A 22,005-nucleotide genomic window follows, 5' to 3' on the forward strand; every position below is an offset into this window, starting at 1 on the left:
TCATCTCCACCAATGAATCCACCAACTAATGATTTGCTGTAGTAAACTTAAAAGTTGTTATAATAGTAAAGACCACACTCAAAATTGAGTGTGGTCTTTTTTAGTTTTGAATAATTTTAGATTCAATTTTAAATCCTTCTGACTCAAAATTCTCTTCTATAAGTCCTTTATCAGTTTCATATGTGTATTTTATATTACTATTCCCATTATCTCTTTGAATAGCCAATATCTTTCCATCGAAACTAACAACTTCATACTTATTTCCTTCCGATTTCCAACTATTACCTTTTTCCAAAGGCATCTTCATTATAACTAAATTACTATTTACTTTTCCAGGTTTATATTCTTCACCCTCACCACTTAAAAATATTACAGTAGCAGACTCGGGAGTTATTTTTATTACTCTTGAAGTTTCCGTGGCAGTACTCTTAGTCGTTTGTAACACTAAATCATTTGACAATTTTTTAGTTACTACTGTATAACCACTATTTTCAAATCCACCTGAATATTTTAAATTCGATTCAGGGAAAAACCTTATTAAAGAGATATTGCTCTCTTTTTTACAAGCTACAAAAATAAATAAAGTAATTACTAAAAATATTAATTTTTTCATCAATCCTCCTCGTACAATAAAGGTTTCTGTTAACTAATTTTGTGAAAAAAGAATAATATCCCCAGCTAATAATACTATATCTCCTTTCGGGGTTATATAACTAGATTCTCTCTTTACCGAAATAATCAACATTCCTTTTGGAAGTTCCAAATCCTTTATCTGTTTATTTATATATTCTGAATCATTATCTAAAATCATTTTTTTTATAGCTAACTCTTCCAATTCATCGACTTCAATCTCTTTGTCCTCGGATTCAGATTCATCGAATAATCCTAATTTTTTTCCTACACTTTTTAATGTCATTCCTTGAAGTAAAACAGAAAAAACAACAATATAGAAGGTTAAATTAAATATGCCTTGTGCATTTGTAAGTCCCTCTGTTATTGCCATAGTAGAAAATATTATGGGTACAGCTCCTTTAAGACCCGCCCAGGATATAAAAAACTTTTCTTTATTAGTAAAATTAAACGGCCAAAGCAAACCATATACTACAACTATTCTGACAACAACTATCATTAAAATAGAGAGTAAGCTTCCTATATAAATATAGTCTAATAATTGACTTGGAAACACCAATAATCCTAATATTACGAACATTGTTATTTGCATAAACCAAGTTATTAGCCTCATGTTTCTAATACTATTTAATTTAAAATTAAACTTTTCATTTCCAATCATTATCCCAGCTATATAGATAGCAAGATATCCATTCCCCTCTATTACAGTTGCCAATCCAAAACACATAAATACCACTGCTATTAAATGAATTGTTAAAAATTCTTCTCTCACAATTTTCATATAGCTTGCTAACGGAAGTGTTATCTTTCCAAAACAATATCCTACTAAAATACCTAATCCAATCTGTTTTAATAAAAAAATACTTCCACTTAAAAGAGATGTATCATCACTTTTAAAAAATGATATTAAAAAAAGTATAAGTGCATATGCCATTGGATCATTACTTCCTGATTCAATTTCAACTACTGATTTTATTTTTTTTTTCAATTTAGAATCTCCCAACATTGACATAACCGCCGCTGCATCTGTTGAAGAAACCATTGCACTAAATAGTAACGATTCTTTTAGGGTAAATCCTGTTAAATAATATACTATAATTCCCGACAGAATGGCTGTTAGTAAAACTCCTATTGTTGCAAGTGTACAGCTGGGATAAAACGATGACTTTACATCCTCTTTTTTAGTTTCTAGTCCTCCTGAAAATATTATAAATATCAGTGCTAAACTTCCTATATTTTGAGCCATTGAAGCATTATCAAAATATATTCCACCTATCCCTTCAGAACCAGCAAGCATTCCTACTAAAAGGAACATTATCAACAACGGAATTTCTAGTCTCTTCGAAACTCTTATAGAAAATAAACTCACTAATATAATTATTCCTACAATTAATATTTCTACTCCCATATTTTCCTTCCTTTACAATTATTTAAAAAAAAGATACAAAACTAGACCATATGTTGTCATAACTACCAATGCTAAATATGACCCCACAAACAACGTTAAAAATAAAATCTTTAAAGTTTTATCAGCAAAGCTTTCCTCTCTCTTTAATATCTCGTTTTCTTCTTCTAATAATATCTTTTTCATTATTAACCTCCAATTTTATTTTTATATAAATTTGAAGGTTTTTTAAATTATTAAAACTCTTTTAGAATATCTTTCTAATATACCAATATGGAAGATATTGAAATATCTATTTGTAAAAACAATTTTTTTTAAATCAATTTTTATAATTGGAGTAAAATTAAAACTGATTAATTGTACGGGTTTATCAATGCTTTTATCTCTTAATGAGAGTGATTTTAATTCAGAAAACTTAAAATCTATATACTTGAGATTTTTCTCAGATTTTTTCTCTTTTATTTCATAATTCAATGATATATATATATGTTTTGCTTCTTTTATCTCCTCTTTTAAATTTCCAAAGATGGAAACTATAAAAAATATAAGAAATAAAAAAATCTTTTTTTTCATTTTTTCACCTCTGTACTTTTTACACTAAACTCAGTGTATCTCCTTTAATTATTATCTTATATTATACTTTATTTTATCAAATAACAAAAGAAAAAGAACCTAAATAATTAAAATTTAGGTTCTAATTTTTGGTTAGCTTGATAGCTATCCCATTTAAGATATTTTTTAATAATTAATGACCACAGCTACATCCACATCCGCCAGATGCATTTGCACTTTCATCAACATATTTTGCAATTTGATCCAAACCTACAAATACATTTGTCCCACTGCATTTTTCTACTACTAAAGATGGTACAGATCTAATACCATACATCCCTGCTAAATCTTGATTTTCTAAAGCGTTTATAATCTCTACACCTTCTGTATCTGCTAATAACTCCTTAGCTGGAGTACAGTATTGGCAAGTTGGTGTTGTAAATAACATTATTTTCATAAAAACCTCCTAATAAGATACTTTTTTAGTATATTTAATATGATATAAAAATTTAGTAAAAAAGTCAAGAATTTTTAGTTTTTCTTTTCCTTTAATTTTTCTCAAAATCAAGGTATAATACTCAATATTATTATAATTAGGAGAATAAACAATGAAAAAAATTTTAAGTTTTATTTTTATTTTTACAACTTTAATATCTTCTGTTTTATTTGCAAACCCAAACAAGGGAAATAAACATCATAAAAATTTTAGTCAAGAAGATAACTGGGGACACAATAGAACAGATTTTGATGATTGGTTAAACTTACATCCAAGGTTTAAACATAAAGATAGAAAAAGATTAGAAAAGTTTTACAAAGACCAATTAAAAGAAGAAAAACGTTTAAGAAAATCCTTTGAAAGATATCATAGAGAGATCGCCACTCTACCCGCTTACAGAAACTATAATGACCCTTTAAAATATTTTATTAATGATTTTTTATATTACCCAAACAGAGTTAATGGACATAATTTTAGTCGAAACTTTAGAGATACCTTGACAAAAGAACAAAAAATAACCTCTGACTTTATAAATCTTATAAGTAATTTTTTCTAATCAATATTTAGGAGGCATCTATGAATTTAATTGAAATTTTTGGTATTATAGTTTCAATTGTAATTTTTATTTCTTTGGACATGATATCTATAATTAAACTTCGTTGAGTCAATACTTTAGGATACCTACTTTTGCTGTGTATAGGATTATGATACACTCTATAGCTACAACTTTTTTAAATCTAGGTATTGCTATTTTAAATTAGTTCTAGCTGATAAAGATAGTGAGTATTTCAATTTTTTTCTTTATCAAAATTATGTTGAAATGATAGGATTCAAAAAAATATCAGAAAATACATACTCAAAAGATATTTGACAAACTAGAAAAGGTGGAATATAAACTTCCACCTTTTCTAGTTTGTTTCATCACTTTCTATCAAAATAATTGGATCTTCAATAAAAAAAGCTGGATATTTAAACATAACTAAATCTTTTAACACTCCTACTTTTTCTCTTGTTGCCATTATTATCTTTTTTTCAGCTTTATTTATTGTATCCATACTCAACGTTATTCTTTTATGTGGATATTTTGAACTTTCTGTTATTAGTGTCGGCTCCTCTACATTCACATCATCCATATCAAAAATAGAAGCAGTATGTCCATCGTCTCCTATCCCTAGATATATTAAATCAAATTTTATATTTCCTTTAAAATATTTTATTAATTTTTTTTCGTAATCAATCTTTGAATCCAGTGGCGTTTTTAACATCTCTATCCTATGAACATTTTTTTCTGGAATATCTATTTTATCTAAAAGATTTTTCCTAAGAAGATTATAATTACTATCTTCACTATTTAACGGAACAAATCTCTCATCAACTAAAAATATATTTATTTTATTCCAATCTATCTCTTCTTTCGAGAGTTTTCTAAAAAATTCTTTTGGAGTTTTACCTCCTGAGAAAGCCACATTCACAATATTTTTTCCATATGTAGATTCTTTAAAAATATCTACTGCTTTTTTAAATAAATCACTTTTTTTAGAAACTTTAATTATCCTCATGTCTACTCCACCTTCTTTCATCATTTTCTATTAATAACTCACTTTCTTTGACTCCCCAGCTTCCAGATGAATATTCCTGTATTTGTATACTTCCCTCAGAAGCCTCTATTATCGGTGCCACAATTTCCCACATACTTTCCACTTCATCCTCTCTTGTAAAGAGCGTTAAATCTCCCTTTAATATATCTAAAATTAATCTTTCATAAGCATTCAAATGTATTTTACTATTTAAATTTGAATAATCAAATGTTAATTTAATAGGATGTGGATAATTTTTATCTCCTGGATATTTTACATTCATACTTATCTCTATTTTTTCCTCTGGCTGAATAGTAAATATTACTCTATTAGGAAAAATTTTCGAACAATTATTTCCAAATAAATTTAGTGGAGGGTTTTTAAAAATTATGACGATTTCTGTCAATTTTTCTTTTAACCTTTTTCCAGCTCTTAAATAAAAAGGAACTCCTGACCATCTCCAGTTTTCTATAAAAATTTTTCCTGCAAAAAATGTTGCAGTCTTGGAATCTTGTGGAATTTTTTTCTCTTCTAAATAGCCCACTACATTTTCACCTAAAATTTTTCCATTTCCATATTGTCCTAATACAATGTTTTTTTCAATATCCTTTTTTTCAATTTTTTTTATGCTTTTAAAAATTTTTAGCTTTTCATCTCTTATAGAATTCGAACTAAAATTTATTGGATATTCCATACAAATTATACTCAAAATTTGGAGCATATGGTTTTGAATTATGTCCTTTATAATTCCATTTTTATCGTAAAATTCCCCTCTGTTTTCTATTCCTATTGTCTCCGAAATAGTTATCTGGACATGGTCTATGTACTCTCTTTTCCATATTGGTTCCAATATTAAATTTCCAAATCTAAAGAATAAAATATTTTGGACAGTTTCTTTTCCTAAATAGTGATCCATCCTATATACTTCATTTTCTTTAAAATTTTTCATAAGCTCTTTATTCAATTTTTTTGCTGAATTATAATCTGTTCCAAACGGTTTTTCCATAACTATTTTTTTATTTATACCTTTTTTACATATTTTTGTATTTTCAATTATCTTTAATATTTTTAAAACTAAATCTGGTGGAACTGCTAAATAAAAAATTATTTGATTTTCTTCTTCAGAACTATTATTAAATTTATCAACAATACTCTTTAGTATTTTACATTTTTCTGGCTCCTCTATATTCTCGTCATAATAACTAATATTTTTATAAAATTTTTCAAATAATTCTACATCAAACTCTTCTTTATCCTCTTTTAGAATATTCTTTTTTATTACTTCGTAGCACATTTCATTTGATCTTTTTGTTTTTCCATGTAAAATAATTTCAAAAGTTTTTTTCAGTTTATTTCTTTTGAAAAGATTAAATAAAGATGGAATTATTTTTTTAGTACTTAAATCTCCCATTCCACCAAAAATTATAAAAATAAAATTTGAAACTTTAATTTCATCTAATTCGTAGCTACAAAATTTATTCATATCAACTTTTAACACTATGACCTCCAAACCCATTTCTCATCTGAGCTATAACCTTATCTGAAAATGTTTCCTCCTGTCTAGATCTAAATCTTTGCATCAAAGCCATAGTTATAACTGGTAAACAAACTCCTTCCACAATAGCCTCTTCAGCAGTCCAACGTCCCTCGCCCGAATCCTCTACATAACCTTTTATATTTTCAAGCTTAGAATCTTCTTTAAAAATATCCTTACTTACTTCTAAAAGTAAAGATTCTATTATGCTCCCATTTTGCCAAAGATTTAGTATTTTTGACAAATCTAATTTATACTTACTATTTTTTTCTAAAAGTTCAAAACCTTCAGCATATGCCTGCATGAGTCCATACTCAATTCCATTGTGAATCATTTTTACAAAATGTCCACTCCCAGCCTTTCCCATATATCCATATCCATCTTTTTTAGACAAAGCATTTAAGATTGGTGAAATATAATTATAAGCTTCTTGATCTCCACCTACCATAAAGCAATATCCTCGTTCAAATCCCAGTACTCCACCACTAGTTCCTATATCTAGCCAATTTATACTACTATTTTTTATCTGTTCACTATTTTTTACACTGTCTTTATAATTTGAATTTCCTGCATCAATAATTATGCTGCCTTTTTTTAATTTTTCTTTTAATAACATCAACGTTCCATTGGTTATATCTCCCGACGGCAACATAACCCAAACTATAGGGGTTTCATTTATATTTATTCTTTCTAAAAACTCCCCAATACTATCAGTCACAATCCCACCAGCTTTTTTTATCTCATTTAAAGCCTTTTTATCAACATCAAAACCTATTATTTCATGATTTTTAATTAAAAGTTTTTTAGCAATACCACTTCCCATTTTCCCTAAACCTATTATTCCAACCTTCATTACTGACCTCCTAATTTAAAAAAATCATATCTTATTCAATCTTTTACTTCTTTTTTAAATATCTTCCTTTTACAATATTCAATATCTTTTTTAGTAATTTATAATTTTTATTTAATAAAAGGAAATATTGCTATTTACATGTATTTTAGATATATACAAATAGCATAAAGGAGGATTTTTATGAGCAATAATAACCCTAGTAATTCAACTGACCTTGTTAATATAAGAGATTTACTTCCTGAAGATATCCCTATTTTACCGCTTGTTATAAGACCTATATTCCCTAATATACTTACTCCTATAGCATTTACTGGTGACGACTTCTTAAAAGCTATTCAAGATGCTGAAGAACACTACAACGGGTTTATTGGCTTAGTTTTTACAAAAGATATCGATGACTCCGATTATTTTAACTCTGACCTATATGAGGTAGGTACAGTTGTAAAAATAAATAAAGTCACTTCTATTTCTCAAGATTCAGTTCAAGCAATAGTTTTTGGAGTAGAACGTTTTAAGAGAAAAAAAGTGGTTACTGGAAATTCTCGAATCTGCTGGAAAGTCAAATATAATAGAGAAAATGACGATTCTTCTGTTGAACTAAAAGCTTACATGCTTGCCATTATGACTTCTTTAAAAGAAATTTTCGAAGTGAATCCTATTTTAAAAGAGGAGCTTAAACTTCTTGTTTCTCAAGCTTCATATGATCATCCCGGAATTTTTATTGACTTTGTTTCTTCTATGTTGAAAGCTGAAGCTAAGGATTTACAAGAGCTACTAGAAGAATTTAATATAGTTAGCCGTTCACAAAGGTTACTTACAATGTTAAAAAATGAACTTGAAATTTCACAACTCCAAGCAAGAATTTCAAAACAAATAGAAGATAAAGTTAGCAAACAACAAAAAGAATATTTTTTAAGAGAACAACTTAAGCTGATTAAACAAGAGCTTGGATTAGAAAAAGATGAAAAATCAACTGTTATAGATAAAATTATGGAGCGATTAAGTCATATAAAACTATCTCCAGAAGCCGAAAAAGTTGTTAATGAGCAGATAGAAAAACTTTCATTGCTTGATCAGGGCTCACCAGAATATCATGTAGCAAGAACATATATAGAATCTATTGTTGAACTTCCTTGGGGAGTTTTTTCAAAAGACAGACTGGACATTAAAAAGGCTAAGGCAATTTTGGATAGAGATCATTATGGTTTAGAGGATATTAAAAATAATATATTAGAATTTGTGAGTACTGTCATTAAAACTGGAAATGTGAATGGTTCTATTCTTTGCTTAGTGGGTCCACCTGGTGTTGGAAAAACTTCTATTGGTAAATCTATAGCTGAATCTTTAAATCGAGAATTTTATAGATTCTCTGTTGGTGGAATGATTGATGAAGCAGAAATCAAGGGGCATAGAAGAACATATATTGGAGCAATGCCCGGAAAAATTATTCAATCTTTAAAATTAGTTCAAACATCAAATCCTGTGATTATGATTGATGAAATTGATAAGATTGGAAATAGCTTTAGAGGTGATCCTGCTTCTGCACTTTTAGAAGTTCTTGACCCTGAACAAAATAAAGATTTCTTAGACCACTATCTCGATATAAGATATGATCTATCTAAAATATTATTTGTTACAACTGCAAATCAATTAGATACAATCCCTAGACCACTACTTGATAGAATGGAAATTATTCATCTCTCAGGTTATATTTTAGAAGAAAAACTACAAATTGCACAAAAATATTTAATTCCTCAACAATTAAAAGCACACGCTCTTGATAGTAAAGAAATATCAATAAGTAAAAATGCTTTGAAATTTATTATTGATAAATATGCTCGAGAAGCTGGAGTTAGAACTCTAGATAAAAGCATTCGAAAAATAATGAGAAAAGTTAATTTAAAAATTGCTGAAGGAAATAAAGAAAAGGTTAGAATTAGTGAAGCAAATGTTGAGTCTTATTTAGGTGTTCCTTTTTTTACCACTGAAGAGCTTTATCAAAAAGAAATACCTGGAGTTACTTTAGGCCTAGCTTGGACATCTATGGGTGGAGCTACACTGTATATTGAAGCTGTTAGTATCAGTAATAAAGAGGGAGGTCTAAAATTAACTGGACAACTTGGAGATGTCATGAAGGAATCGGCTGAAATTGCCTATTCCTATATTCGCTCTCTTTTATCTAAAGATAAAACTCTTCCAGTTGAAATTAAAGAATATTTTGAAAAAAATAGAATTCACTTGCACGTTCCAGAAGGTGCTACTCCCAAAGATGGTCCTTCTGCTGGAATAACAATGGCTTTAGCTCTTTGTTCTTTGGCTTTAAATGCTCCTGTTAAAAAAGGTATCGCTATGACTGGTGAACTTACTTTAACAGGTAAAGTTCTTCCTATAGGTGGAATTAGAGAGAAAACTATCGCAGCTAGAAGGGTTGGGATAAAGGAGTTAATTCTTCCTAAAGATAATAAAAAAGATTTTGATAGACTTCCAGATTTCTTAAAAACTGGGATTACTGTTAATTTTGTAGATTATTTTACAGATGTTTTAAAGTATGCTTTAATAAAGAAATAAAAAAAGGGTGCAAGCCCTTTTTTTATTTCTTTAAACTTATACTTTTTAATATTTTTCTATCTAAATTTTTTATAAAAAAGATATCATTTTCAAAAATTCCATAACTATTTTCATTTCCTTCTTTTGGTAATGATATTGAACCTGGGTTTAATATAAAAATTCCATCTTTCTCCTCAGCTAACGGCACATGAGTGTGCCCATAAATTAATATATCTTTTTTAGATATTTTAGGTACTTTTTCCATATTAAAAATATGCCCATGAGTTGCAAATATTCTTTTTTCATTTAAAAATAGAGTAGTATAGTCTGCTAAAATTGGATATTCTAGCATCATTTGATCAACTTCACTGTCACAATTTCCTCTAACTGCTATAATTACATCTTTATATTTATTTAATGTATCCGCAACTTCTTTCGGGTTATAATCTCTAGGAAGAGGGTTTCTTGGCCCATGATAAAGTTGATCTCCTAAAATCAATAAATAATCAGCACTCTCTGCTTTAAATGCTTCCAGTGATTTTTTTAAATAGTAACTTGAACCATGTATATCAGATATTACAAAAATTTTCATACTTCTTCCTCCATTTTTAATCTTTTACAAAACATTTAATAAGCTATCTCTAAAGTGGAAAATAGAGATATTCTTTTTAAACATGTTATCATCATAACACATTTAATCATATATATAGAGCCAAAATCTTTAAACCTTCAAAAATAGAACCTTATTCGTTTCTTTGTTAATTTATTATACATTTTTGTATTTTAATTTTTTTATGGTATAATAATAATAAAAATGTTTGGAGGTCAATGTGGAAGATAAATTTTTAATGGAATCTTTAAACAGTTTACTAAAAGATGATCTTTTTAAAATTTTAGCTAAATTTGATATAAAACTTGCTAAAAGTACTGTTAAAGGAAAAATAATTGAAAAAATAATTGAGGTATACCTAAATAATTCAAAAACTTTTTTAGAAGTCTTTTCAAAAGATACTATAGCTCTTCTTTCTCAATATAATGAAAATAATAATAAAGTAAGTGAAAAAGATTTCTACGAGTATGAAGAATTCTTAATTCCTCTTCAAAGCTTTGGATTTATATCTAAAAATATCATAAAAGAAAAAGATAATAATCATTATACTATTTCTACTTGGTTTTTAAAAAACCTACATGAAATTTCTAATATTGAGGACAATAAAAAGGTAATCGATTTTAATCAAGAGCTTGAAATGCTTATCTTAGGAATGATTAGATTCTATGGAGTTATCGATGAAAATAAACTTTTAGAACTTTTAATCCCTACTTTTAAAAATATAACTTTAGAAAAAATTCACTCTTTTATTGATAATAGATGGATTTTAAATGTTTTTGTCAGCAAAATACAAGATTCCGGAAGTAACCTTGTATATTTAGTTGCTGATTCTGTTTCTGAACCTGTTGATATTTTACACGAAACAATAAAGTATGATAATTTAGATTACAAAATTTTAACAAATGATGAATATAAAAATTACTGGAACTATTTCTTTATAGAAAAAACACAGGAAATTGCTGATCTAATCGCTCTTTTAATGGGACATAAACTTCAAGGAGCTCAAATTGGTTTCGAAATAACTACTATCATTGATAAACTTAAAAATAATGTTCCTGTTAATGAAATTATCAATGATTTTAAAACAAGAATCATTTTTGATAATTTAGATTCTGAACAAATTTTTACAAATATTGTTACAAGAATAGCTAATACTCTTCCTTTATGGTGTTTAAAAGGTCATTCTTTTATTGAAATCTTTGGGGAAGCACAAGAACCTAGAAGTGTTACTAAAATTGGTAGAAATGATATCTGTCCTTGCGGATCAGGTAAAAAATATAAAAAATGTTGTGGTAAATAATAAAAATAGGAGCTTTGCTCCTATTTTTTTATAAATTATATTTGGTTTTTGTTTTGTACACTTTTATAGTATAGTATAAAACAAACTTTGTCAAACTTTTTATTATATATCTTTGAATTGAACTGTTTTTTCATGTATAATATATGGAAAAACTTAGGGAGTTGATTATGAATTTTTTAAACACTTTTTTCAAAATTAAAGAAAGGAACAGTACAATCAAACACGAAATAATTGGTGGTACTACAACTTTTCTTACTATGGCCTACATCATTTTTATAAATCCTGCTATTCTTAGTGAAGCTGGGATGGATAAAGGCGCTCTTATAACTGTTACTATACTATCTGCAACTATTGGTACTCTTATAGCCGCATTTTTAGCTAATGTTCCTTTTGCTCTTGCTCCTGGTATGGGACTAAATGCATTCTTTACATATTCTCTTGTTATTGGTAGAGGGATTCCTTGGGAGACTGCTCTTGGTATTGTTTTTCTTTCTGGAGTATTTTTCTTTTTTCTTTCTATAGGAGGAATTAGAGAAAAAATTGCAAATGCTATCCCTCTTTGTTTAAAGATATCAGTTACTGGTGGTATTGGACTTTTTATCGCTTTTATAGGTTTAAAGACTCTTGGTATTGTAGCATCAAATCCAGCTACAATTATAGGTTTATCTAGATTTAATACCAAAATAATGATAGGAGTTGTTGGACTTTTTATTGCAGTAATATTAGAAATAAAGAAAGTTAAAGGTGGGATTTTAATAGGTATTGTAGCTTCTACTGTTATTGGGTTTTTTACAGGAGATACACTTTTACCTACATCAATAGTTTCTATTCCTCCAAGTATAGCTCCAATAGCATTTAAACTTGATATACTTAGTGCACTTAAACTTTCTCTTTTAGGACCTGCCTTTTCATTTATGTTTGTAGATTTATTTGATTCACTTGGAACACTTATAGCATGTTCCAAAGAGATTGGAATTGCGGATAAAAAAGGTAATGTTAAAGATTTAGGAAAAATGCTTTATGCAGATGTTTCCGCTACTATGGTCGGTGCTGTCCTAGGAACAAGTACTGTTACAACTCTTTCTGAAACTGCTGCTGGAATAGCCGCTGGTGCAAGAACAGGTCTAGCATCTGTTGTGACTGCTTGTCTATTTATTATCTCTTTATTCTTTACCCCTCTTGTTTCAATAGTTCCATCATTTGCAACTGCTCCTGCTCTTATAATTGTTGGGGTATATATGTTTAAAAATATTTGTGATTTAGATTGGAAAGACTATAAAACTCTTTTTCCATCTTTTATAACAATTCTTATGATGCCTCTAACTTATAGTATCAGTACTGGACTAGCTTTTGGTTTCATATCTTATATCATTATCCATGCTGGAACTGGTGATTTTAAAAAATTAAATCCTACTTTAATTTTTATAGGTGTATTATCAGCTATCAGTTTAATTGTATAATTATCCAAAAAAACCAGCTAAAAATTTAGCTGGTTTTTTCTATTAAATTCACTATTATTTCTATCAATCTCTCTCTTGCTGGAGATTTTGTCATTGGTATATGAGTCGAATCTAAAGTTATATATACCCAGTTTCTCTCCTGCACTCTTTTTTTCATTATTTTTTTTGGTCTTTCTAAATGCTCAAATCCTGTACTATCTAAACAATCTATATAGGCACCTGGTATATTTTTCCCTTTATCTGTTAATTTTATTCTTTCTAAATATGGATAAAATGGCATATCTTTTATTAATGGATGATCTTTTCCAAATAACCTTTTGGGTAAGTAGACTCCTCTACCTTCTTTGTTTGAAATTTCAATCAGCTCTTTTTCTCTTTCTTCTCCAAATAAAGTTAAAATATTTTCTCCATTTTCTAAGAAAAAACTATCTATATATATTTGATATTTTATTCTTTCCGATATCCTTTCTGCCACAACTGATATTACTGCACCTCCAAAAGAATGCCCTACCAAATATACATCTTTTAAATTATTTTTTATAATTAACTCAATAATTTTATTTGCGTAGTTCGTTAAAGTAATTTTTTTCTCATCTTCTATTTCAGATAAGTTTGGCGAAAATACATTATTTCCATAATATTTCAAAATTTTTTCGACATCTCTATATACCCATCCTCCTACTCCTGCTCCATGAACTAAAATTATATTTCTTTTCATTTCCATCTCCTTAAAAAATTAAAAAGGCCTGATTTTGATCAAGCCTTTTTAATTAAATAAATCTTACATTCCTGCCAATCTCATAAATGAATCCGGTCCAATAGGGAATCCACTTACCATCCATATTGCTAAGAAAATACTCCACCCAATTAAAAATGCCATTGAATACGGAAGCATTACTGATACAAGTGTTCCTAACGATGCTTTTTTATCGTATTTTTGCATAAATACTATTATCATAGCGAAATAAGACATCAATGGAGATATAATGTTTGTACTTGAATCCCCTATTCTATAAGCTAACTGAGTAAATTGTGGAGTATATCCAACTCTCATTAACATTGGGATAAATACAGGTGCTAATATAGCCCATTTAGCAGAAGCAGATCCCATAAATAGATTTAAAAATCCTACAATCAAAATAAATCCAATAATTAATGGAATTCCAGTAATTCCAGTTGTTTCAAGGAAATCTGCACCTTTTACTGCCAATATTGTCCCTAAATTTGTATAGTTAAAATATGCTATAAATTGAGCTGCAAAGAATACTAAAATAATATATCCTGACATCCCCTGCATTGATTTTCCTAACATTGCCATTACATCCGAATCACTTTTTATTGTTCCTATTGATTTTCCATATGCAAGTCCTGGTATTGCAAAGAATAGAACGATAATTGGAACCAATCCACTTCCTAAGAAATTTTTTCCTAAAGTAAAATATAATGGTACCATTATTATTAGCATAATAAGTGCTGCTATTCCTGATGCTCTCAACGCTTTCTTTTCTTCAACACTCACTTCTTGGAACTCCATTTTTTCTTCACCTGTATATTTTCCAAGTCTTGGTTCTACAATTTTATCATTTATAAATGTTCCGATAGCTGCAATTATAAATGTTGACGCCATCATAAAGTACCAGTTTGCTGTTGGCAAAACTTCGTATGTAGGATCTAGTATTCTAGCAGCCTCTGTTGAAATTCCACCCAATAATGGATCAATTGTTCCTATTAATAAATTTGCTGAAAATCCTCCAGATACTCCTGCAAATGCTGCCGCTAATCCTGCTATTGGGTGTCTTCCAAATGACATAAATATCAATGCTGCAAGTGGTGGTAAAACAACATATCCAGCATCTGAAGCTACGTTAGACATAATCCCTAAAAATATAACCATAACTGTTACCAATTGTTTTGGTGTTGATAATGCTGCTTTTTTTAATACCGCTGCCATAAGTCCTGATCTTTCAGCCAAACCAATTCCAATAATTGCAACTAAAACAGTTCCTAATGGAGCAAATCCAGTAAAGTTCTTTACCATTGATGTAAATATATAATTTACTCCCTCTTTAGACATCAACGATTTTGTAGAGATTAGCATCTCTTCAGTTTTCATTGTTTTACTGTTAATTCCAACAAAGTCAACTGACCATCCAAGTGCTGATCCTATTCCTGAAATTAATATTATTGCTACTGCCAATATAGCAAATAATGTTGCTGGATGTGGTAAGGCATTTCCACCCTTTTCTACTACATTTAAAAATTTGTCTACCAGTCCTTTTTTCTTATTTTGTTCTTGCTTTAATTCTGCTTCCATATTCCCCTCCAATTTTTGATAATTTATTTCCATTTTCATTTGAAATGCTCAATAAAGTTTCTAATACTAGATAAAGAATATCATATTTTTGTACAAATTAAAAAGATTAATTTTATATATCATTTATAAATAACATATATATTATTCATCAATTCGTGTTTTTTACGAACGTTTTTTATAGTTTTATCATATTTTTTTCTAAATTTGTTAAAATTTCATATGAATTCTTTGTTACAAGTATATCATCTTCTATTCTAACTCCACCAAAATTTGGAATATATATACCAGGTTCGATTGTAATTATCATCCCCTCTTTTAAAATTTTATTCTCAGCTTTGAATGAAACACTGGGATACTCGTGAATCTGTAATCCTATCCCATGTCCAAGTCCATGTCCAAAGTATTCTCCATATCCTTTTTCTTTTATGTAATTTCTAGCTATCAAATCTAATTCGTGTGTTGATATTCCTGGTTTTACTGCTTTTATTGCAAGTTCATTTGCAACTCTTACTATCTCATAAATTTCAAAATGCTTTTCTTTTGGAGTATTTCCCACATAAAATGTTCTTGTTATATCGGAAGCATATCCTTTGTAAAAACACCCATAATCAATTGTTAAAAATCCTTCTTCTATCACTTTTTCACTTGCTACTCCGTGTGGTAAAGCTGATCTTTCATTTGATGCTACAATAATCTCAAATGATGGTTTTGATGCTCCTAATTTTCTCATTTGATACTCTAGTTCAACAGCTATCTCTCTTTCTTTTATCCCAACTTTTATTTTTGGGACTGTTAACTCTAAAGCTTTTTCCGCAATTTTTATAGATTTTTGAATTAGTTTAATTTCTAACTCATTTTTAATCTCTCTTTCTTTTATAAAAGAATCGTTTAAATTTATATATTCTATATCTCCGAAATTACTTTTAAAAAGATCAAACTGATCAAGAGTAACAGATTGGTTTTCAATTCCTAATTTTTTCACTCTATTTTCTTTCAATAGCTCTCCTACCTTTTTTAATGTGGATATATTTTCACATATTAACTCAAACCCATTTTTTTCTACTTCATTTTTCCCTTGAACAACATATCTAAAATCTGTTAAAAAATATTTTTTCTTTCCTATTACAATCACTATTCCTGTTGTTCCTGTAAAACCTGTAAAATATCTGATATTTAACATGTTTGTTATCAATATTGCATCCACATCTTTCTCTTTCATCAATCTTTCTAATTTCATTTTTTTCCCCCTTAAAATATTATTTTTCCTCCACCGATTACAAATTCATCTGAATATATTACAAGATGTTGCCCCTTTGCATTTTGTGGATTTTCTTTTTCGTATTCAAAGTATACTTTTTCTTCCTCAAATATTATTTTCCCACTAAAACCACAGCTGGAAAATCTTGGTTTTGCAACCAAACTTAACCTTTTTAATCTTTCTTTAGAAATATGGAGTACAAAGTTATCAAGTTCTACTCTTTTTTTATTTAACTCTATATAATCGCCCAAAATTATCTCATTTGATCCTGGTATTATATCTAGAATAAAATATACTCTAGAAAAAATAATTCCTAATCCTCTTCTTTGTCCTATTGTATACAACTGATATCCTTGATGCTTCCCTAAAATATTTCCATCTTTATCTATAAAATTTCCGGGTTTTATATTTTCTTTTAAGTTATTTTTTAAAAAAGCTAAATATCCTTCTTTAGCAAAACATATTCCTTGGCTATCTTTTTTATCATGCATATCTATTCCATATTTTTTTGCTCTGTCTCTAACAACTATTTTTTCATATTTTGCCAGTGGAAAAATTATTCTTTTTAAATTTTCTGGCTTTATTCTATATAACATATATCCTTGATCTTTTCTTTCATCTTTTGGTTTTTTTAAAAGAGTTTCTTCAAAACTATTCTCTTCCTCTATTTCACAATAATGACCTGTTGCTATAAAATATGCATTTTCTAAATCAGCTATTTCTAAAAGTTTTTTTATTTTTATTTTTTCATCACAAATTACACAAGGTGATGGTGTCATTCCATTTGAATACTCATCTATAAAATATTTTATTATCTTTTCTTTAAACTCTTCAACTATATCTAATACTATATGTTTAATCTTTAATTTTTTTGCTAGTTTTTTTGCATCCAACAAATCTTGAGATTTTTTTTGTTCTTCACTACAAATTAAAGTTACTCCAACAACCTCAAATCCATCCTCTTTTAACATATAAGCCGATGTTGATGAATCAACTCCTCCACTTAATCCTAAAATTACTTTTTTTCTGTCCATTCTTTTCCTCTATTTCTTCGAAATGTGAATTTCTCCTATATTATATTTTTTTATTTCCGTTCCTATAAAAACTTCAAGTCTTCCATCTAAAAGTATATCTCCTGCTATTCCAGTTTCTTCTTTAGTTACTCCTACAATATCAATTCTTTTCCCATATAAATAATTAACGTTGTTTATTTCATTTAATATCTCTTGCCAGTTTCCAGCTTTAAATTTAAAAAAATCTTTAAAAAATGAATTTACAACATGTTTTATAATCTCTTCAATATCATATGTTTTTCCAGTTTTATTTTTTAAAGAGATTGCTACATCATTCGCTTCTCCAAAATTACAGTTATTTATATTTATTCCTACTCCTATTATATAATAATCTCCTATTTTCTCTATTAAAATACCACTTAATTTTCTATCATTTAAATATATGTCATTTGTCCATTTAAACTTATAATCTTGAGGTTCTATTCTTTGCATAGTTTTTAAAAGAGAATATCCTACAACTAAAGACAACTTCATATACTCCTCTTCTTTGATTGAATTGTCATGCTTTAAACAAAATGAAAATAGAGCTGATCCCTCAGATGAAATCCATTTATTCCCTCTTCTACCTCTTCCTGCTGTTTGAACTTTAGCTATTGCCAAATCTCTTTCTTCTAAATCTAACTTTTCTTTTAAAAATTTATTTGTTGAATCTATCTCATCAAATTTATAAACTCTCATCTCTCTCCTTTTAATTTTAAAAAATAAAATTAGGCAGAATATTATCTGCCTAATTTTTTTTAATCATTATATCCTTCTGGATTTTCTTTGTGCCATTTCCATGCAGTTTCTATCATTACATCTAATGACGAATATTTTGGTATCCACTTTAATTCATCCATAGCTTTTTTTGAACTTGCAACCAGCTTTGCTGGATCTCCCGCTCTTCTTGGTGATACTTCTGCTGGTATTGGATGTTTTGTTACTTTTCGTGCCACTTCAATAACTTCTTTAACAGAGAATCCCTCTCCATTTCCCAAGTTATAAATACCACTTTCCTCTCCTTTGAATAATCTGTCTAAAGCTAAAATATGTGCATCTACTAAATCCATTACATGAACATAGTCTCTAATACATGTTCCATCTTCAGTAGGATAATCATCTCCATATATTGCTATTTTTTCTCTTTTTCCTAAAGCTACTTGTAATATAATTGGTATTAGATGTGTTTCTGGCGAGTGATCTTCACCTATCTCACCTGTCGGATATGCTCCAGCTACATTAAAATATCTAAGAGCCGTGTATTTTATTCCATATGCATAATCATACCACTTTAAAAGTTTCTCAACCATTAATTTGCTTTCACCATATGGATTTGTTGGTTTTGTTTCATCCGTTTCTAGTATTGGAATATTTTTCGGTTCTCCATATGTGGCCGCTGTTGATGAAAACACTATGTTTTTTATTCCATATTTTTTCATAGTATTCAATAGATTCATGCTTCCCATCACATTATTCTCAAAATATTTAGCTGGATTAGTCATGCTCTCACCCACTAATGAATCTGCTGCAAAATGTATAACTCCATCTATTTTATTTTCTTCAAACACTCTATTTAAAAATTCTATATCTCTTAAATCACCTAGAGCTAACTTAATATTCTCTGGAATAGCTTCTATATGACCGGTTTGCATATTATCTAATACTATAACCTCTCTCTTTGCTTCTATTAAAGCTCTTACAGCATGACTTCCTATATATCCAGAACCACCACAAACTAATATTGCCATTTTTTCCTCCTCTAGGTTTTTTCTTTATTATATTTAGTTTTCAAGGTTCAGTCAATCTTTTTAGCAATAATTATACGAATACTTTTTTTAATAATTAAAAAAAGATTAATTTATAAAAATAGCTAGACTTTTAATCTAGCTATTTCTGATTTATCTTATTTTATTTAGTATTCCCATTCCATATACAGGTCCTGTATGAGATGCTATTGTCGCTCCTATCTCAAATCTTCCTCTATAATCCAATTTTTTAGTTTTTTCAGCAATACTTCTCAGTTGGTCAGCAGCCTCTAATTCGCTACGAGTTCCACCCCAAGCAGTATACATGATTATTGAATTTTTCTCATTTTTAATTATTTTTTCCATATAAGATAAAGCTCCTCTTTCTCCTAAAGCTTTAGCTTCAATACAAACTTCACCATTTTCTAGTTTTAAAACTGGTTTTATTTTTAAGAAACCACCAATTACGGAAGAAGCTCTACCTATTCTTCCACCTTTTTCTAAATAAGATAATTCTTTTACAACAAAGTATACTTTCATCTTATTCTTAGTCTCATCTATCCATTCAATAATATCATCAAATGAACTCCCATTCTGAACCATTTTTGCAGCTTCTATTACTATATGTCCTAAAGCAAAAGTTACCGCTTTTGAATCTACAATAGCTATATCGTCCTCTTTATTTAACATACCTCTTGCAACTCTTGCCGCTTGTTGAGTTCCACTTAGTTTACTTGAAATATGAATCGATATAATTTTTTTATACCCTTTCTCAAGTAATTTTTCATATAATTCTTTAAATTCAGCTGGAGATGGTTGAGATGTTTTTGGCACAACCCCATCTTTTAATAGTTGTTTCCAAAACTCTCCTTTTGTTATATCTACACCTTCTCTATAGTATGTATCTCCTTCAAGTTTAATTTTTAAAGGAATTATATCTACATCCAATCCTTTTATCATATCTGCAGTCAGATCTGATGTTGAATCAGTTACTATTGCTATCTCTGGTAACTCTGGGTTTCTATTTGTTATATATATATAGTAAGGATAATTTTCTTGCCCAATAACCATATCTGAATATTTTACTTTAGATCTTATATTTTTTAAAACTTTATTTGCTTCTTCCGTTGAGCCTTTACCAATACAAGCAAATATATTTAATGTTTCACTATTTATACAAGTATTATAAACTTTTTCAACTATCTCCTCTAAAGTAGATGCTCTTAATTTTATTTTACCATCAATTAGAGCAATATAATCTCCTTGTGTAATTGTTATCTCATCAACTTTTGTATCTCTTACTGCTTGTGTTATTTCAATAGAGTTATTAAAAGGTAATTGCTTTAATATATCATCTATACCAAAGTCCTTATTTTTTACAACATACTCTCCTTCAAGCATTGTTTTTGTCTCTAAAACTGTAATTTCTTTAGATGATCTTTCAGCGGCAAGCTTTGCTGAAGAGATTATATTTTTATTATTTGGTAATATTACAATCTTATCTGCCTTTATTTTATTTATACCATCTTCTATATCTGCAACACTTGGATTTTGTGTTTGTCCTCCTATAAGAACAGCTGTCGCTCCATTATCTAAGAATAGATTTCCCAATTCTAAATTATCAACTATTGCAAAATAAGCAACCGGTTTACTATTTTCATTTTGAACTAATATCTTTCCTGTTTTATTAGCTTTATGGTGCTCTGCATCCGCTAGTAACATATTTTTATGTTGAATCTCCATATTATCAATCTTAATATTTGAAAGATTTCCTAATTTTCCTGCAATATCTAATACTAATCCAGGATTATTTGTATGAATATGTGTCTTTGTTTTTTTTGAAGTTTGAGCACATACCATTGAATCACCCAAATTTATTATTTTTGACTTATAATCATCTAAATCAAAATCTCCCGACTCTATTACAAACTCTGTACAATATTTAAATTTAATATCTTCAAATACATGCATAACTGAATGTTCCATTAAATCTTTTCTCTTAGCTTGAGATTGAACTATTCTTTCTAAATCATTCAACATATCTGGATCTGTTACTGACTTTTCAAAACCTTCTAAAATATAAAATATTCCTTGTCCACCAGCATCTACAACTCCTGCTTCTTTTAGCTTTGGTAACTGGTTTGGAGTCTCTTGAACTGCATCATATGCCGCTTCTTTTAAATAAACTAAAAATGGAATGAAATTATCTGATGGTCCTTGATATTTTTCAGCCTCCTCAGCTACTCTTCTTATTACAGTTAACATAGTTCCTTCTACAGGCTCACTAACTGCCTTATATGCCTTTTCTTTAGCTAATCTAAAAGCTACCTTAACATCATCTACAGTAACCTCTTCTTTAGATCTAACACCTTCTAAGAACCCTTGTATTATTTGTGATAATATCGTCCCTGAATTTCCCCTTGCTCCCAGTAGAATTGCTTCCGAAACTATTTCAGCTAACTCCTCCATATCTGGTTCATGGTTTAGCTTTATTAAATCATTCTCAACAGCTTGTAGTGTCATTGACATATTTGTTCCTGTATCTCCGTCTGGAACAGGATAAACATTTAGATCGTTTAAAACATCTGAATATTTTGATAACCATCTACTTGCCGCAATTAATAATTTTGTCAGCCTTGTAGAGTTTAATACTCTTACTTCTATATTCATTA

20 protein-coding genes are annotated in these 22,005 nt (G+C 28.7%); 4 read left to right on the top strand and 16 right to left on the bottom strand.

Translation table 11 applies throughout. The features are described from left to right. Positions 1 to 100: 100 nt before the first annotated feature. The 5 genes from Q0V67_RS06840 to Q0V67_RS06860 all read right to left on the bottom strand — a co-directional run bounded on the left by Q0V67_RS06840 (position 101) and on the right by Q0V67_RS06860 (position 3,044). Positions 101 to 613, bottom strand: a complete 513-nt coding sequence (locus Q0V67_RS06840; protein ID WP_297598189.1) for a hypothetical protein — start codon at positions 611 to 613, stop codon at positions 101 to 103. Between the two features lie 33 nt (positions 614 to 646). Next, positions 647 to 2,038: a potassium/proton antiporter gene (locus tag Q0V67_RS06845; RefSeq protein WP_297598190.1), complete on the bottom strand. Its 1,392-nt coding sequence runs from the start codon at positions 2,036 to 2,038 to the stop codon at positions 647 to 649. An 18-nt stretch (positions 2,039 to 2,056) separates the two neighbouring features. Continuing rightward, positions 2,057 to 2,221, bottom strand: coding sequence for a hypothetical protein (locus tag Q0V67_RS06850; protein ID WP_297598191.1), 165 nt, complete (start codon positions 2,219 to 2,221; stop codon positions 2,057 to 2,059). A 42-nt stretch (positions 2,222 to 2,263) separates the two neighbouring features. Continuing rightward, a complete protein-coding gene (locus Q0V67_RS06855) occupies positions 2,264 to 2,608 on the bottom strand; it encodes a hypothetical protein (protein ID WP_297598192.1) in 345 nt (114 codons plus the stop codon). A gap of 172 nt (positions 2,609 to 2,780) precedes the next feature. Then, complete coding sequence (locus Q0V67_RS06860) at positions 2,781 to 3,044, bottom strand: glutaredoxin domain-containing protein (RefSeq protein ID WP_297598193.1); 264 nt, start codon at positions 3,042 to 3,044, stop codon at positions 2,781 to 2,783. Positions 3,045 to 3,195: 151 nt separating this feature from the next. Between Q0V67_RS06860 and Q0V67_RS06865 the strand changes: the two genes are divergently transcribed. Then, entirely contained in the window at positions 3,196 to 3,639 is a 444-nt protein-coding gene (locus Q0V67_RS06865; RefSeq protein WP_297598194.1) for a hypothetical protein, read from the top strand. 352 nt (positions 3,640 to 3,991) lie between these two features. Here Q0V67_RS06865 and pgl read toward each other — a convergent pair whose 3' ends face one another. The 3 genes from pgl to gnd are packed head-to-tail and all read right to left on the bottom strand — an operon-like array spanning position 3,992 to position 7,047. Continuing rightward, positions 3,992 to 4,642 (bottom strand): 6-phosphogluconolactonase, encoded by a 651-nt coding sequence (gene pgl, locus Q0V67_RS06870; RefSeq protein ID WP_297598195.1) that lies wholly within the window; start codon positions 4,640 to 4,642, stop codon positions 3,992 to 3,994. Continuing rightward, a complete protein-coding gene (gene zwf, locus Q0V67_RS06875) occupies positions 4,629 to 6,158 on the bottom strand; it encodes a glucose-6-phosphate dehydrogenase (RefSeq protein ID WP_297598196.1) in 1,530 nt (509 codons plus the stop codon). Before zwf ends, pgl begins: the two co-directional genes overlap by 14 nt. Then, positions 6,145 to 7,047, bottom strand: a complete 903-nt coding sequence (gene gnd, locus Q0V67_RS06880; RefSeq protein WP_297598197.1) for a phosphogluconate dehydrogenase (NAD(+)-dependent, decarboxylating) — start codon at positions 7,045 to 7,047, stop codon at positions 6,145 to 6,147. The genes zwf and gnd overlap by 14 nt, the downstream gene beginning before the upstream one ends. Before the next feature lie 180 nt (positions 7,048 to 7,227). Between gnd and lon the strand changes: the two genes are divergently transcribed. Then, positions 7,228 to 9,615 (top strand): endopeptidase La, encoded by a 2,388-nt coding sequence (lon, locus tag Q0V67_RS06885; protein ID WP_297598198.1) that lies wholly within the window; start codon positions 7,228 to 7,230, stop codon positions 9,613 to 9,615. A gap of 22 nt (positions 9,616 to 9,637) precedes the next feature. Here the strand turns inward: lon and yfcE are convergent, their stop codons facing one another. Further along, entirely contained in the window at positions 9,638 to 10,186 is a 549-nt protein-coding gene (yfcE, locus tag Q0V67_RS06890; protein ID WP_297598199.1) for a phosphodiesterase, read from the bottom strand. Between the two features lie 238 nt (positions 10,187 to 10,424). Here yfcE and Q0V67_RS06895 point away from each other — a divergent pair, with 238 nt between their 5' ends. Further along, complete coding sequence (locus tag Q0V67_RS06895) at positions 10,425 to 11,504, top strand: SEC-C metal-binding domain-containing protein (RefSeq protein WP_297598200.1); 1,080 nt, start codon at positions 10,425 to 10,427, stop codon at positions 11,502 to 11,504. Between the two features lie 167 nt (positions 11,505 to 11,671). Beyond that, positions 11,672 to 12,964, top strand: a complete 1,293-nt coding sequence (locus tag Q0V67_RS06900) for an NCS2 family permease (protein WP_297598201.1) — start codon at positions 11,672 to 11,674, stop codon at positions 12,962 to 12,964. Between the two features lie 25 nt (positions 12,965 to 12,989). Here Q0V67_RS06900 and Q0V67_RS06905 read toward each other — a convergent pair whose 3' ends face one another. The 7 genes from Q0V67_RS06905 to Q0V67_RS06935 all read right to left on the bottom strand — a co-directional run bounded on the left by Q0V67_RS06905 (position 12,990) and on the right by Q0V67_RS06935 (position 22,003). Beyond that, on the bottom strand, positions 12,990 to 13,682 hold the full coding sequence (locus tag Q0V67_RS06905) for an alpha/beta hydrolase (RefSeq protein WP_297598202.1): 693 nt from the start codon (positions 13,680 to 13,682) through the stop codon (positions 12,990 to 12,992). A gap of 63 nt (positions 13,683 to 13,745) precedes the next feature. Beyond that, positions 13,746 to 15,278: an AbgT family transporter gene (locus Q0V67_RS06910; protein WP_297598203.1), complete on the bottom strand. Its 1,533-nt coding sequence runs from the start codon at positions 15,276 to 15,278 to the stop codon at positions 13,746 to 13,748. A 175-nt stretch (positions 15,279 to 15,453) separates the two neighbouring features. Then, complete coding sequence (locus Q0V67_RS06915; protein ID WP_297598204.1) at positions 15,454 to 16,515, bottom strand: aminopeptidase P family protein; 1,062 nt, start codon at positions 16,513 to 16,515, stop codon at positions 15,454 to 15,456. Between the two features lie 11 nt (positions 16,516 to 16,526). Next, positions 16,527 to 17,570: a tRNA 2-thiouridine(34) synthase MnmA gene (mnmA, locus tag Q0V67_RS06920; protein ID WP_297598205.1), complete on the bottom strand. Its 1,044-nt coding sequence runs from the start codon at positions 17,568 to 17,570 to the stop codon at positions 16,527 to 16,529. Positions 17,571 to 17,579: 9 nt separating this feature from the next. Next, a complete protein-coding gene (locus tag Q0V67_RS06925; protein WP_297598206.1) occupies positions 17,580 to 18,287 on the bottom strand; it encodes a biotin--[acetyl-CoA-carboxylase] ligase in 708 nt (235 codons plus the stop codon). Positions 18,288 to 18,346: 59 nt separating this feature from the next. After that, positions 18,347 to 19,336, bottom strand: a complete 990-nt coding sequence (galE, locus tag Q0V67_RS06930) for a UDP-glucose 4-epimerase GalE (RefSeq protein ID WP_297598207.1) — start codon at positions 19,334 to 19,336, stop codon at positions 18,347 to 18,349. A 150-nt stretch (positions 19,337 to 19,486) separates the two neighbouring features. After that, positions 19,487 to 22,003 (bottom strand): DegV family EDD domain-containing protein, encoded by a 2,517-nt coding sequence (locus tag Q0V67_RS06935; protein WP_297598208.1) that lies wholly within the window; start codon positions 22,001 to 22,003, stop codon positions 19,487 to 19,489. Positions 22,004 to 22,005: the final 2 nt, after the last annotated feature.

Source organism: uncultured Cetobacterium sp. (assembly GCF_947072685.1).
Lineage (GTDB): Bacteria > Fusobacteriota > Fusobacteriia > Fusobacteriales > Fusobacteriaceae > Cetobacterium_A.